This is a genomic window from Corynebacterium sp. SA-MJD20WY100, assembly GCF_039822565.1.
GTDB classification, from domain to species: domain Bacteria; phylum Actinomycetota; class Actinomycetes; order Mycobacteriales; family Mycobacteriaceae; genus Corynebacterium; species Corynebacterium phoceense_A.
The window spans coordinates 18,210-31,239 of sequence record NZ_JBCJKS010000027.1 but is presented as its reverse complement, the minus strand read 5'-3'; the positions used below and the strand labels follow the sequence as shown (position 1 = coordinate 31,239).

Here is a 13,030-nt window from a genome sequence, read left to right as displayed (position 1 = left end):
TACGGCGACCCGGTTATCTGCTAACGAAACACACGCGAAAACCCCATCGACAAAGCCGATGGGGCTAGACGTCGTGGTTTTAGAACAGGCCGGAGATAGTGCCGTCCTTTGCCACGTCGATGCGGTTGGCGGCCGGCTGCTTGGGCAAGCCCGGCATGGTCATGACGTCACCGGTGAGCACCACGATGAAGCCAGCGCCGGTGCGCGGAAGCAGCTCGCGGACGTGGAGGGTGTGGCCCATGGGTGCGCCGAGAGCGGTCGGGTCATCGGAGAATGAGTACTGCGTCTTGGAGATGACGACGGGGAATTTCTCCCAGCCGTTGTCCTTGATGTACTGGAGGTCCTTCTTCGCCTTGGGGCCGTACTCGACCGACGATGCGCGGTAGATCTCGTGCGCGATGGTCTCAATGGAGGCTTCGATGCCAGCTGCGGGATCGTAGAGCTGCGTGGACTCGCCAGTCACGAAGTTGTCGCGGACGGTCTTTGCCAGTTCGAGGGCGCCGGCACCGCCGTCCGACCAGACGCTGCACTCGGCGAGCGCGACGCCGAAGCCCTCAGCCCACTCGCGCATGAAGTCGCGCTCGGCCTGGGTGTCAGACCAGAACAGGTTGAGCGCCACGACCGGCTTGACGCCGAACTTGCGGATGTTTTCCACGTGGCGCTCAAGGTTGATGACGCCGGCCTTGAGAGCCTCGAGATTTTCGGTGGTGAGATCCTCGCGAGCCTGCCCGCCGTTGTACTTCTGGGAGCGAATGGTCGCGACGACCACGGCGCCCGCGACGTCGAGATGTCCGAAGCGCGACTTGATGTCCAGGAACTTCTCGCCGCCGAGGTCCGCGCCGAAGCCAGCCTCGGTGAGCACGACATCGCCGAACTTCTGAGCGGTCTGGGTGGCCAGCAGCGTGTTGCAGCCGTGCGCAATATTGGCGAACGGGCCGCCGTGGACGAAGGCCGGGGTGCCACCGAGGGTCTGGACGAGGTTCGGGTTGAGCGCGTCGCGCATGAGCGCGGTCAGCGCGCCGTCTGCCTGCAGCTGGCGGGCGGTGACGGGCTCGCCGTCGTAGGTGTAGCCCACCGTGATGTCGCCCAGGCGCTTCTTCAGATCCTTCAGCGAGGTGGCCAAGCACAGGACGGCCATGATTTCCGATGCCGCCGTGATGGTAAAACCGGTCTCCGCCGGGACGCCATGCGTCGGGCCGCCCAGGCCGGTCACGACGTTGCGCAGCGCGCGGTCGTTGACGTCGATGCAGCGCTGCCACGTCACCTTACGCGGATCGATGTTCAGCTCGTTGCCCTGGTGGATGTGGTTGTCGATGATGGCCGCCAGCGTGTTCGTCGCCGCCGAGATGGCGTGGAAGTCGCCGGTGAAATGCAGGTTGATGTCCTCCATCGGGACGATCTGCGAATAGCCGCCGCCGGCCGCGCCGCCCTTGATGCCCATGACCGGGCCTTGGGAGGGCTCGCGCAGAGCAACGACGGTGCGCTCGCCGAGCTGCGAGAAGGCATCGGCAAGCCCGATGAGTACGGTGGATTTGCCTTCGCCCGCTGGCGTGGGTGACACGCCGGTGACGAGGACGATCTTGCCTTCGGCGGGCTCGACGTCCTGGAGGGCGGTGATGTCGACTTTGGCCTTGGTGGTGCCATAAGGAATGAGTGCGGCGTCGGGGATGCCAGCGGTGGCGGCGATCTCCGCAATCGGCTTGAGTGGGTGTGCTTGTGCGATTTCAACGTCGGAAGGCTGTGTAGTCATGTCTTAAATACTAACTACAGGTAAGGTCCGACGGCACCGAAAAGCGGGCATGAGACTGAGGTCTCATGCCCGCTTTTTGCTGGGGTCAGCAGCCTAGAGCACTACTGCGCCCACAGCGTAGCCCAGCAGGACAGAGACCACGATGGACACCGTGCCCGGAATGAGGAACGGGTGGTTGAACACGGCCTTGCCGATGCGCGTCGAGCCCGTATCATCCATCTCGACGGCCGCGAGCAGCGTCGGGTAGGTCGGCAAGATAAACAGCGCGGAGACAGCCGGGAACGCGGCGACGGCGGTCAGCGGAGAGACACCGAGCGCGAGAGCAGCCGGAATGATGGCCTTCGCGGTAGCGGCCTGCGAGTACAGAAGCGCCGCGGCGAAGAACAGGACGACGGCGAGCAGCCACGGCGAGGTCTCCAGCGTGGAACCCGCGATGGAGTTGATGTCCTCTATGTAGTGGTTGATGAGCGTCGTGCCGAGCCAGGCCACGCCGAGCACGCAAATAGACGCCGACATACCGGACTTGAACACCGGGGTGTTGAGGACGTCGGCCGCCGGGACCTTGGTGACGAGCAGGATAACCGTCGCGGCGGTGAGCATGATGGTCATGATCGCCTCGTTGCGCGGCAGCGTCGGGTCCGAGATAAGCCCCAGCTGGTCCGAGGTAATCGTGGCCCATGCCATGACGACGAGGATGGCAACGAGGAAGATCCACACCGAGGTCTTGGCTTCCTTGGTCGGGACGTAGGTCGATGCCTCCGACTTTTTGACGAGGCCGGCGGCCATGCGCTCCTGGTAGACGGGGTCATCGGCAAGCTCGACGCCCATGCGGTTGGAAAGCCACGCCGCTGGAAAGATGGACAGGAAGGTCGCGGGGATGACGACAGCGAGGAGCTGGAGGTAGCCCACGCCGAGCGGCTCGACGGCGCTGGCCATAAAGACTACGGCCGCGGAAATCGGCGAGGCCACAATGGCCATCTGGGAGGCCACCACGGCGATGGACAGCGGGCGCGACGGGCGGACGTTGCCTTCCTTGGCGACTTCGACGATGACGGGGAGCGTGGAGAAGGCCGTGTGGCCGGTGCCGGCGAGCACCGTCATGAGCCAGGTGACGATAGGTGCGTAGTAGGTCACGCGCTTCGGGGATTTGCGTAGGAAACGTTCGGCGATGTGGACGAGGTAGTCCATGCCGTCTGCGCGCTGCATAGCGGCGATGGCGGCGATGACGGTCATGATGATGCCGATGACGTCGAACGGGATGTCCTCGCGCGTAACTGGGATGCCTGTGGCGCCCAGGAGCAGGACGCCCAGGCCGCCGGCCATGCCGATGCCGATGGAGCCGAGGCGGGCGCCCAGGACGATCGCCGCGAGGACGATGAGGATGTGAACAATGACCACGGGGAGTCCTCTCAAAGGAAGAAGTGAGTGGTGGACGGCGGCCTCCGTGGGCCGCGCTTATCCCCTATTCTTCCACCGCGGCGAGTGAATAGAATACTTTCGGACACGATTTATGCCCGTTTGTGTTGATTGCCACACGCGCAACGCCCCGCCGGCCCCAGTGTGCGGCGCGGACGGGGCGTGTGCGGGGCGGAGACGGCTTAGTCGTCGATGTAGAACTGGCCGCGGAACTCCGGGTGCATGAGGTTCTCGACGGACAGGACCTTGTCGAGCGTGGCCTCGTCCAGCAGGCCCTTCTCCAGGATGAGGTCGCGCACGCCCTTGCCGGTCTTCAGCGACTCCTTGGCGATCATGTCGCCGTTGTGGTGGCCGATGAACGGGTTGAGGTACGTGACGATACCGATGGAGTTCTCTACGTAGGCGCGGCAGACATCGGCGTTGGCGGTAATGCCGGTGACGCACTTTTCGCGGAGGGTGTCGACGGCGTTGCCCATGATGCGGATGGACTGGAAGAGCGCCTCGCCGATGACCGGCTCCATGACGTTGAGCTGGAGCTGGCCGGCCTCGGCGGCCATGGTGACGACGTGGTCGTTACCGAAGATCTTGAAGCAGACCTGGTTGACGACCTCCGGGATCACCGGGTTGACCTTGCCCGGCATGATGGAGGAGCCGGCCTGGCGCGGCGGCAGGTTGATCTCGGCGAGACCGGCGCGCGGGCCGGAAGCGAGCAGACGCAGGTCGTTGCAGATCTTGGACAGCTTCATGGCTGCACGCTTGATGACGGAGTGGACGAGCACGTACGCGCCGCAGTCTGAGGTCGCCTCGATGAGATCGCGGGCGGTCTTGATCTCGAGGCCAGTGACCTCGGCGAGCGCCGCAGTGACCTGGCTGCGGTAGCCGGCCGGGGTGTTGACGCCGGTACCGATGGCGGTGGCGCCCAGGTTGATCTCCAGCAGGCGTGCCTGCGCATCGCGGAGCACGCTTTGCTCCTCGGCCAGGTTGTGCGCGAAGGCCTTGAATTCGTCGCCGAGCGTCATGGGCACAGCGTCCTGCAGCTGGGTGCGGCCCATCTTGAGGATGTCCTGGAACTCGTTGCCCTTGTCGTTGAAGGCCTGCTGCAGAGCGTCGATGCGTTCGATGAGTTTATCCAACGAGGAGTAGACGCCGAGGCGGAAGCCGGTGGGGTATGCATCGTTGGTGGACTGGGACATGTTGACGTCATCGTTGGGGTTGATGATGTCGTAGCGGCCCTTCTCCTCGCCGAGGTGCTCGAGCGCGAGGTTTGCCACAACCTCGTTCGTGTTCATGTTAAGCGAGGTGCCCGCGCCGCCTTGGAAGACGTCGAGCGGGAACTGGTCCATGCAGCGGCCCTCTTCGAGGATCTGGTCGCAGGCCCAGATGATGGCTTCGGCCTTCTTCTTCGGCAGGACGTGAAGGCGGCGGTTGGCCATCGCGGTGGCCTTCTTCACCTGCACCATGCCGCGGATGAAGTCCGGGATGGTGTTGATGGTGACGTAAGAGATCTGGAAGTTTTCCATGGCGCGCAGCGTGTGGACGCCGTAGTACGCGTCAGCCGGGACTTCCATGTCGCCGAGCAGGTCGGTCTCGGTGCGGGTTTTCTTCGAGGCAGACTTCTTCGCCGACTTCTCTTCCTTGGCGGCCTCAGGAGCCGGGGTCGTCACATCAGTATTCTTGGCCGTCTCAGCAGCCGTTGCTTCGACGTTCGCGGTGGTCTCTTCGGCCTTGTCGGACGAGGTCTTTGCGGCCTTCTTGGAGGTTTTAGCCATTTTTGGTCTACAACTCCTAGTACTCGAGGGTGGGTAAGTGTTTTGCAACCCCCACCATCGTAGTGTTATTCGTGCAGACCTAGGCCGCGATGGCCGGACTTCCCCCCGGATATGGGGTTTAAATTCGCGCAATCCGCAGGTCGGACGCGAGGATGGCTTCGGCACCGAGGGCGGCCAACTTGTCCATAATCTGGTTCGCCTCGCGCTTGGGCACCATGGCGCGCACGGCCACCCAGTTCTCGCGGTTGAGCGGCGAGACCGTGGGTCCGGTAAGGCCCGGCGTCACGGCCGCCGCTGCCGCGAGGTTGTCCTGCGCCACGTTGTAGTCGAGCATGAGGTAGTTGCGGGCGTGGAGAATACCCTGGATACGGCCCAACACGACCTGCTCCTCGGCGGTGACCTCAACGCCCGAGCGCTTGATGACGATCGCCTCGGAGGTGACGATGGGCTCGCCGAATGGGGCGAGGCCCTGCTGGCGCAGCGTCGTGCCGGTGGAGACGACATCGGCGATGGCGTCCGCGACGCCCAAGCGGATGGAAATCTCCACCGCGCCGTCGAGACGGATGACCTCGGCGTTGAGCCCGCGGTCTTTCAGGTCCTGGCGGACGATATTCGGATACGACGTGGCAATGCGCTTGCCCTCGAGCTTGTCCACGCTCCAGTCCTCACCAGCGACACTGGCATAGCGGAAGGTGGACGAGCCGAATCCGAGGTCGAGGATTTCCTGGACGTCGGCGCGCGAGTCGGCGGCGAGGTCGCGTCCGGTGATGCCCAAATCGAGCACGCCGGAGGCGACGTAGATGGCGATGTCCTTGGGACGCAGGAAGAAGAACTCGACATCGTTGACGTCATCGACAATGTTGAGGACCTTGTTCATGCCGCGGCCCTTGTAGCCAGCTTCGGCGAGGATGGACGTGGCGGCTTCAGACAGCGATCCCTTGTTGGGGACGGCGACTTTAATCATGGTTGGATGAACTCCCCTGTGGGTCTAGAAATGCTTGTACTAGAGATACTTGTAGATGTCGTCGGGGGTGAGTCCGCGCTTCACCATCATGACCTGGGTCCAGTACATGAGCTGGGACATTTCTTCCGCGAGCTCGGCGTCGGACTGGTACTCGGAGGCGATCCAGACTTCGCCAGCCTCCTCGATGATCTTTTTGCCAATGAAATGGGCGCCCTTATCGAGGGCGTCCACGGTGCCCGAGCCGGCCTCATGGGTGGCGGCCTTGGCGGAAATCTCGGCAAAAAGCTCATCAAAATTCTTCATAGTGCCTTATTATTGCACCCCCGCACGGGACCCGCAGTGATTGCCCCCGTATTTCTTTTGGTTTACCAAAAACTATGGCGTGGGCAGCTCGTCGAACCAGCGGTAGAGATCCGCCGCCGTCACGCCGTTAAGGTGGCGCGCCCGCGGGTCCTCCCCGCGGAGCGTCGCCATGGCCACGGCCGCCGCGGGCACGTTGACCGTGTCATCGAGGGGCAGACCAATCGTGCGGCAACCCGCGTCGACGGCAGCACGCATGCCCGTCGCGGAATCTTCGAACACGAGGCAGTTCGCGGGATGGGCGCCAGCGCGGCGCGCGGCCTCGAGGTACATCGCCGGGTCCGGCTTGCCCACGGGCACGTCGTCGCCGCAGATGACGTCGACGAAGTAGGACCGCCCGATGGACTCGACGACGTCGACGGCCACGGCGCGTGCCGTATTCGTGGTCACGAACATGGGCACGCCGTCCGCCTGCAGCTCCGACAGTAGCGCGCGAACGCCGGGGAACACGGTGTCCTCGGACTGATAGAGTTCGGCGACATACTCGAAAGAGTCGTCGCGGTAACGCTCATAGTCGCCGTGCGCGGGCGTAAAACCGGCCCATTCGCAGCAGATGCGGAAGGTCTCGGGGAAACTTGCGCCCACGGTGCGTGCGCGCACCTCGGGCGTGAGTTCGCGGCCGAGTAACGCGGCCATGCGGTACGTGGCTTTCTCCCACAGCGGCTCAGAGTCCGTGAGGGTGCCATCCATGTCCCAGAAGATTGCCTGCGGCCGCCCCATTAGTCGAGCTCGGGCAGCGCGCGCAGCGCCTCGTCATCCGCGCCAGTGGCCGCGGCTGCGTCATGCATAAAAGCCGCGAGGTCTTGCTTCTCCTCTGGCTCGATCACCGCGCCCGCGTGGGCCGCGTTGAAGGACTCGAGGGATTCTACGAAGGGCGCCGCAACGGCGGCGATGGTCTCCCCATCTGGGTCATCCGGCACCTTGTCGAGGTTGTCCAGGAAGCCCTCAAGCAGGCTGCGCAGCTGCGGCAGTACCGCCGGGTCAAAGGGCTGGTCCCAAAATTCCTTCTCGTCCTCCTTGAGGTACGAGCCGGTAGCGAAGGACGTGAGGTCGGCGATGAATTCGTCGACGGTGGGCTGGAAGTCGGCGCGAATGCTCATAAGCGCCATTGTCCCCTATTTTTCTTACACCCGCACGCCGAGGAGCGAATTAAGTGCCGCGCGTACCAGCTCGCCCGCGGTCTCCTCATCGGAGCCCCGGCTTGCCGATGCCCACTCGTCCACCGCGGCCAGAGCGCCCGGCGTGTCCAGATCGGCGGCGAGACGCTCACGCAACGTTGCGACGAGGGCATCGGCACGCTCGCGAGAGCCTGGATGGTTGAGGGCTTCGCGCCAGGTGTCTAGTCGGCGTTCTGCGTCCGCCAGGACGCTGTCGGACCAGTCGCGCTCCGTGCGGTAGTGGCCCGCGAAGACGCCGAGGCGAATCGCCGAGGGGTCGTGGCCGGCCTCGACCAGCTTGTGGACGAAGACTAGGTTGCCCAGGGACTTGGACATCTTTGTGCCGTCGAGGCCGATCATGCCGGTATGCACGTAGAAGTCGGCCATGCGCTCGGAGTGCAGGGCGGCCTCCGCATGCGCGGCGGAGAACTCGTGGTGCGGGAAGATGAGGTCGCTGCCGCCGCCCTGGACGGTGAAGTTCTTGCCCAGGCGATTGGTGGCGATGGCGGAGCACTCGATGTGCCACCCCGGGCGGCCCGGGCCGAACGGCGAGTCCCAGGACGGCTCGCCCTCGCGGCGGGCGCGCCACACCAGCGCGTCGAGGGGGTCGTGCTTGCCTGCGCGGTCCGGGTCGCCGCCGCGCTCGCGGAAGAACTCCATCATCTGCTCGCGCGAGTAGTTGGACTCGTAGCCGAAGTTCGCGGTGGCGTCGATGGATGCGTAGACGTCCGGGTACTCCGCGTCGTCCACGACGTAGGCCGCGCCGTTGTCGAGGAGTTTTTGAACCATGTCGACGACCTCGTCGATGGCCTCCATCGCACCGATATAGTCCTGCGGCGGGAATACCGAGAGCAGCTCCATGTCGTTGCGGAAGAGGTTGATCTGGGAGGTGCCCAGCTCACGCCAGTCCACGCCGTCACGCTCGGCGCGCTCGAAGAGCGGGTCATCGACGTCCGTGATGTTCTGGACATAGTGGACCTTGTGACCGTTGTCGAGCAGCTGTCGGTAGATAAGGTCGAACGTGAGGTACGTGGCCGCGTGCCCCAGGTGCGTCGAGTCATAGGGCGTAATGCCGCAGACGTACATGCCAGCGGTGTCGCCCTCGACCTCCACCGGTGCGATGGTGTGGTTCGCGGTGTCATAAAGGTGGAGCTGCTGCGGTGTGCCTGGCAGCGTGGTGAATTCGGGTACGGGCCAAGAGTGCATGGTCTCTATCCTATCGCTTTAAGCTTTAAACGTTTCTAGAAGGGCTGCAGCACGCCCAGGGCCAGCAGAATCATCACGAGGATGCCCACCGGGATGCGATAGGCCGCGAACCACTCGAAGGAGTGGTTGCCCACGAACTTGAGCAGCCAGGCAATGGACGCGTAGCCGATGACGAAGGCGATGAGCGTGCCCACGAGCAGCTGGGCTCCCGATGCCGCCTGTCCCGCTGCTGGGTCAAACGCGTCCGGCAGCGAGAAGAGCCCCGAGGCCAGCACGGCCGGGATGGCGAGCAGGAAGGAAAAGCGCGTGGCGACTTCGCGGTCGAGGTCCAGGAAGAGGCCGCCGGAGATGGTGCCGCCGGAGCGCGAGACGCCGGGGATGAGCGCGAGGCACTGGCATAGGCCCATGACGAGGGCATCCTTCATCGTGAGGTCCTCGAAGCCGCGGGTCTTGGACGAGGTGCGCTCGGCCACGATGAAGACGAAAGAGAACGCGATGAGCATGGCCGCAGTGATCCACAGGTTGCGGAGGTTTTCCCGGATGATGTCCTTAGCGAGCACGCCAATGATGCCGATCGGGATGGAACCCACGATGACCATCCAGCCCATCCGGTAATCCTGGCCGCGCTGCTCCTTATTGAACAGTCCACGGAACCAGCCGGTGAGGATTTGCCAGATCATCTTCGCGAAGAAGACGAGCACGGCGGCCTCTGTGCCGAGCTGGATGACGGCGGTAAAAGACGCGCCAGCGTCTTCGCCCCAGAAAAGCGTGGAGACGATGCGCAGGTGGCCCGAAGAGCTCACCGGCAAAAACTCGGTGAGGCCCTGCACGATGGAGAGAACAATGACTTGGAGCCAGGACATGTCGCTGGCGGCGGTTGCATCAATCACGACAGGACACCCTACCCGGCTTTTTCCTGTGCGAGCTACTCTGCCACGCGGGGTCGCGCTGCTAGACTAAACCGACGTGACTGTAGTGATGAAGAAGTCCGCTCCTGCCGCCCGCCGGTTCGCCGCCACCGCCCTCGCTGTGGGCCTGGCTGGCGCCGCGGTGGCCGGGTGCTCGGACATGCCGAATACGACCGCAGACGACAACGTAGCGGAGATGGGCGACGCCTCGCCTGCCCCCTCCCCGAAGGACGCTCACCCCGTAGGCGACGTCATCGACTTTGGAGATATCACAGACATTGAGGCCGCCGGCGAGTATATCGCCGTGCGCACCGCGGACACGCTCACCATCGGCTCCCCTGCCGATTTCAAGGCGAAGAAGGCCACAGCCATCGATGTCGACACACAGTGCGGCGACCTCACGCCGACCGACACCGAGTTCGTCCTCGCCTGCGGCAACCGCGTGCGCATCTTCGACGCCGCGGACCCCACCCAGGAACGCATGGTCAACACCGAAGAAGCCTACCCTGTCACCGCCGCCGCGCTGACCTCCTCCGGCGAGCTGTTCGTGTCGACGACGAACACCAACGAGGTCGCCGTATACAAGGACGACAAGCGGATCGACGACTTTAAGGTCCAAGCCCCCACCGACCAGCTCGTGGCCGTGCGCAACCAGGACGGCACGGACAACGTCGTGCGCGTCTGGCGCGCTGACACCACCATTCAGAACCTCGACTGGGAGAACTCCCGCGAGGGCGGCCGCCTGCGCGTCGGCCAAGGCGTGGGTCTTATCTCCTCCGGCAACCATGGCGTCCTCGTCGCCGCAGACACCAAGGGCAAACGCGTGGCCATCTACACCTCCGAGGACGTCATTCGCCTCCACCAGTTTGGCAACACCGACGGCACGCCGTGGGCCACCGCCTGGGACGACAGCCGTCAGCTCGCGTGGGTCACGACGACGGACAACAATAAGGCGCAGGCCTTCCGCATCGCTTCTGGTGTCCCCGAGCCTCAGGGACAGGTCGACACCGTCGCCGACGCCCAACACATGGCAGTCACCGAGGACGGCGTCGCGGTCTTTGGCTCCGCCACCGGCGCTGGCCTTCAGATCGTCTCCGACCCCAAGCTCGACGCCTAAACCCTTAAGGATTCTCCGATGACCTCCCCCCGCTTCCACGACGTTCGCATCAAGGCCTACCAAGTCGCGCTCAAGGGCATGTTCCAGCTCTCGCCCGAGCGCATTCACACCATCATTTCCCGGGGGCTCGCCGGGCTGCAGAAGCTCGGCCCCGTCAACCGCGCCCTGGGCAAGGCACTCGCTGTCGACGACCCAGTCCTCGCTCAGGACGTCTTCGGCGTCCACTTCCCGCGTCCGCTGGGCCTGGCCGCCGGCTTCGACAAGAACGGCTCCGCGCCGGATGCCTGGACCTCCGTGGGCTTCGGCTACGCCGAGCTCGGCACCGTCACCGCCATGCCGCAGCCGGGCAACCCTGCCCCGCGCCTGTTCCGCCTGCCCGCGGACAAGGCCATCCTCAACCGTATGGGGTTTAACAATGACGGCGCCTCCAAGGTCGCGCAGAACCTCCGCGCGCGCCGCTACAACGACGTCATCGGCATCAACATCGGCAAGAACAAGGTGGTGCCCGCCGAGGAGGCCGTCGCCAACTACCGTCAGTCCGCCTCCGTCTTGGGCGACCTCGCGGACTACCTCGTGGTGAACGTCTCCTCCCCCAACACCCCGGGCCTACGCGACCTCCAGGCCGTCGAGTCCCTGCGCCCCATCCTCGTCGCCGTCCAGGAAACCACGAAGGTCCCGGTCCTCGTCAAGATTGCCCCGGATCTCTCCGATGAAGATGTCGACGCCGTGGCCGACCTCGCCGTCGACCTCGGTCTGGCTGGCATTGTTGCCACCAACACCACCATCTCGCGCGAGGGACTGAAGACTCCGCGCGAAGAGGTCGAGGCCATGGGTGCCGGCGGCATCTCCGGCGCGCCCGTCGCCGCCCGCGCGCTGGAGGTCCTGCGCCGCCTCCACGCCCGGGTGGGCTCGCAGCTGGCCCTAATCTCCGTGGGCGGCATCTCCACCCCGGAGCAGGCGTGGGAGCGCATTACCTCCGGCGCCTCACTCCTGCAGGGCTATACGCCGCTCATCTATGGCGGCCCGGATTGGATCCGCGACATCCACCTTGGCCTCGCCGCCCAGGTCCGCGCGCATGGCCTTGCCTCGCTTTCCGATGCCGTCGGCTCTGGCCTTCCCTGGAAGGCCTAAGACCCCACGCGCGCAACGCCCCCGCGTCTTCCTTGCAAGACGCGGGGGCGTGTGGCTTTTCTCCTAGTCCTTAGGAATGAGCGAGCGTCGGATGACGAGCGCGCACAGGAGAGCGGCTACGGCATAGAGGAACAGCCAGTATTGCGCCATGTGGCCGATAGCCTGGGCGCTGACGAAGCGGCTGGCGATGACGAGCGCCAGCGAGACGACCAAACCAGTGACTTGAGCCGGCGAGCCGCGGTGTTCCGTGCTCGTGGTCACGAAGGCGCCTGCAAGCGCCGCCGCGGCGACGATGAGCAAGAAACGGGGCGAAACACCGTAGGGCACCATCCAACCGTCTGAGACGAGCGAGAGCACGCCAAAGAGCAGCAGGACGAGTGCGAGCGCCATGAACGCGCCGCCGACGCGCAGCGCCACGGGCACCGGCGCCGTGCCGGGCATGGTCTTGGCCATATCAGGCCTCCTCGATGGTCTCGTACCAGCCCCAGAGAATGGCGCGGCCGAGCGCGTGGAAATGCAGATTAAAGCCAAGCACGGTGGCCGTGGAATCCGGGTCGATGTCGAGCTTCTCTACGTCGACGGCGTGGATGACGTAGAGGTAGCGGTGCGGCGTGTGGCCTGCTGGCGGGTTGGGTCCGTAGTAGGTGCGCGCGCCCGAGTCGTTGCGCAGGCTCACCACGTCACCGCCCAGGCCGAGGTCTTCTGCGGCGCCTGCGCCAGTGGGCAGCTCCTTGACGTCGGCAGGAATGTTGAAGGCTGCCCAGTGCCAAAAGCCCGACGCGGTGGGCGCATCCGGGTCGTAGCACGTGACGGCGAGGGACTTGGTGCCCTCTGGCAGACCAGACCAGGCCAGCTCGGGTGAGACGGACTCCGGCGCACGGAAGCGCTCGGCAATCTCCGCGCCGTCTTCGATGTCCGTTGAGGTCAACTCGAACGACGGCACATCGCGCAACGGGGCGTACGGGTCGGGTCCGGGGAAACGGGGATCATCAGCGTAAGAAGTCATGCATCCTTTGTACCTCATGTCACACCATATGTGCGGGAGATTGGCCCACCACATTCTGCGCCGTTTTCGGGCCCCATCCGGCCCGCAGGCCGCCGCAGGAGTGCCCATTTCCCCACGCGCAGTGGGCAAAGTTGCAGCGTTGTAAGTTCTAGGCCTCAAAAATCACTCTTAAAGTGCGCAAAAATAGGCAATGACCTGCCGATTTGTGCTCATACTCTAAATCGGGCTATATTTTACGAGTGCCCA

Annotated in this window: 13 protein-coding genes; 2 read left to right on the top strand and 11 right to left on the bottom strand. The window is 64.6% G+C overall.

From position 1 onward, the window contains the following. Positions 1 to 79 precede the first annotated feature (79 nt). The 9 genes from ABJ196_RS11830 to ABJ196_RS11790 all read right to left on the bottom strand — a co-directional run bounded on the left by ABJ196_RS11830 (position 80) and on the right by ABJ196_RS11790 (position 9,485). Complete coding sequence (locus ABJ196_RS11830; RefSeq protein ID WP_347307355.1) at positions 80 to 1,750, bottom strand: formate--tetrahydrofolate ligase; 1,671 nt, start codon at positions 1,748 to 1,750, stop codon at positions 80 to 82. Positions 1,751 to 1,843: 93 nt separating this feature from the next. Next, complete coding sequence (locus ABJ196_RS11825) at positions 1,844 to 3,148, bottom strand: anaerobic C4-dicarboxylate transporter (RefSeq protein ID WP_347307353.1); 1,305 nt, start codon at positions 3,146 to 3,148, stop codon at positions 1,844 to 1,846. 200 nt (positions 3,149 to 3,348) lie between these two features. Further along, positions 3,349 to 4,935: an aspartate ammonia-lyase gene (gene aspA, locus ABJ196_RS11820; protein WP_347307351.1), complete on the bottom strand. Its 1,587-nt coding sequence runs from the start codon at positions 4,933 to 4,935 to the stop codon at positions 3,349 to 3,351. A gap of 118 nt (positions 4,936 to 5,053) precedes the next feature. Beyond that, on the bottom strand, positions 5,054 to 5,899 hold the full coding sequence (hisG, locus tag ABJ196_RS11815) for an ATP phosphoribosyltransferase (RefSeq protein ID WP_347307349.1): 846 nt from the start codon (positions 5,897 to 5,899) through the stop codon (positions 5,054 to 5,056). Between the two features lie 39 nt (positions 5,900 to 5,938). After that, a complete protein-coding gene (locus ABJ196_RS11810; RefSeq protein ID WP_347307347.1) occupies positions 5,939 to 6,202 on the bottom strand; it encodes a phosphoribosyl-ATP diphosphatase in 264 nt (87 codons plus the stop codon). 72 nt (positions 6,203 to 6,274) lie between these two features. Continuing rightward, complete coding sequence (locus ABJ196_RS11805) at positions 6,275 to 6,979, bottom strand: HAD family phosphatase (RefSeq protein WP_347307345.1); 705 nt, start codon at positions 6,977 to 6,979, stop codon at positions 6,275 to 6,277. Beyond that, complete coding sequence (locus ABJ196_RS11800) at positions 6,979 to 7,359, bottom strand: hypothetical protein (protein ID WP_347307343.1); 381 nt, start codon at positions 7,357 to 7,359, stop codon at positions 6,979 to 6,981. The genes ABJ196_RS11805 and ABJ196_RS11800 overlap by 1 nt, the downstream gene beginning before the upstream one ends. Before the next feature lie 24 nt (positions 7,360 to 7,383). Beyond that, positions 7,384 to 8,622 carry a cysteine--1-D-myo-inosityl 2-amino-2-deoxy-alpha-D-glucopyranoside ligase gene (mshC, locus tag ABJ196_RS11795; protein WP_347307341.1) on the bottom strand — a complete coding sequence of 413 codons (1,239 nt, stop codon included), beginning with the start codon at positions 8,620 to 8,622 and terminating at the stop codon, positions 7,384 to 7,386. Positions 8,623 to 8,657: 35 nt separating this feature from the next. Next, on the bottom strand, positions 8,658 to 9,485 hold the full coding sequence (locus tag ABJ196_RS11790; RefSeq protein ID WP_347307357.1) for an undecaprenyl-diphosphate phosphatase: 828 nt from the start codon (positions 9,483 to 9,485) through the stop codon (positions 8,658 to 8,660). A 103-nt stretch (positions 9,486 to 9,588) separates the two neighbouring features. On the opposite strand from ABJ196_RS11790, the gene ABJ196_RS11785 reads away from it, so the two are divergent. Together ABJ196_RS11785 and ABJ196_RS11780 are read left to right on the top strand one after the other, a co-directional pair. Beyond that, positions 9,589 to 10,647 (top strand): WD40 repeat domain-containing protein, encoded by a 1,059-nt coding sequence (locus ABJ196_RS11785; RefSeq protein WP_347307339.1) that lies wholly within the window; start codon positions 9,589 to 9,591, stop codon positions 10,645 to 10,647. 18 nt (positions 10,648 to 10,665) lie between these two features. Continuing rightward, positions 10,666 to 11,778, top strand: coding sequence for a quinone-dependent dihydroorotate dehydrogenase (locus ABJ196_RS11780; protein WP_347307337.1), 1,113 nt, complete (start codon positions 10,666 to 10,668; stop codon positions 11,776 to 11,778). Between the two features lie 63 nt (positions 11,779 to 11,841). On the opposite strand, the gene ABJ196_RS11775 is transcribed toward ABJ196_RS11780, so the two are convergent. Next, the gene (locus tag ABJ196_RS11775; protein WP_347307335.1) at positions 11,842 to 12,231 is read right to left on the bottom strand and encodes a hypothetical protein; all 390 of its coding nucleotides are present in this window, start codon (positions 12,229 to 12,231) and stop codon (positions 11,842 to 11,844) included. Position 12,232: 1 nt separating this feature from the next. Further along, positions 12,233 to 12,784, bottom strand: coding sequence for a YbhB/YbcL family Raf kinase inhibitor-like protein (locus tag ABJ196_RS11770; RefSeq protein WP_347307333.1), 552 nt, complete (start codon positions 12,782 to 12,784; stop codon positions 12,233 to 12,235). Between the last annotated feature and the right edge of the window lie 246 nt (positions 12,785 to 13,030).

Bases quoted from the DNA above. Each gene is read 5' to 3' on its own strand.
- ABJ196_RS11830 (WP_347307355.1), bottom strand. From the start codon at position 1,750: ATGACTACACAGCCTTCCGACGTTGAAATCGCACAAGCACACCCACTC.
- aspA (WP_347307351.1), bottom strand. From the start codon at position 4,935: ATGGCTAAAACCTCCAAGAAGGCCGCAAAGACCTCGTCCGACAAGGCC.
- hisG (WP_347307349.1), bottom strand. From the start codon at position 5,899: ATGATTAAAGTCGCCGTCCCCAACAAGGGATCGCTGTCTGAAGCCGCC.
- ABJ196_RS11810 (WP_347307347.1), bottom strand. From the start codon at position 6,202: ATGAAGAATTTTGATGAGCTTTTTGCCGAGATTTCCGCCAAGGCCGCC.
- ABJ196_RS11805 (WP_347307345.1), bottom strand. From the start codon at position 6,979: ATGGGGCGGCCGCAGGCAATCTTCTGGGACATGGATGGCACCCTCACG.
- ABJ196_RS11800 (WP_347307343.1), bottom strand. From the start codon at position 7,359: ATGAGCATTCGCGCCGACTTCCAGCCCACCGTCGACGAATTCATCGCC.
- mshC (WP_347307341.1), bottom strand. From the start codon at position 8,622: ATGCACTCTTGGCCCGTACCCGAATTCACCACGCTGCCAGGCACACCG.
- ABJ196_RS11790 (WP_347307357.1), bottom strand. From the start codon at position 9,485: ATGTCCTGGCTCCAAGTCATTGTTCTCTCCATCGTGCAGGGCCTCACC.
- ABJ196_RS11780 (WP_347307337.1), top strand. From the start codon at position 10,666: ATGACCTCCCCCCGCTTCCACGACGTTCGCATCAAGGCCTACCAAGTC.
- ABJ196_RS11775 (WP_347307335.1), bottom strand. From the start codon at position 12,231: ATGGCCAAGACCATGCCCGGCACGGCGCCGGTGCCCGTGGCGCTGCGC.
- ABJ196_RS11770 (WP_347307333.1), bottom strand. From the start codon at position 12,784: ATGACTTCTTACGCTGATGATCCCCGTTTCCCCGGACCCGACCCGTAC.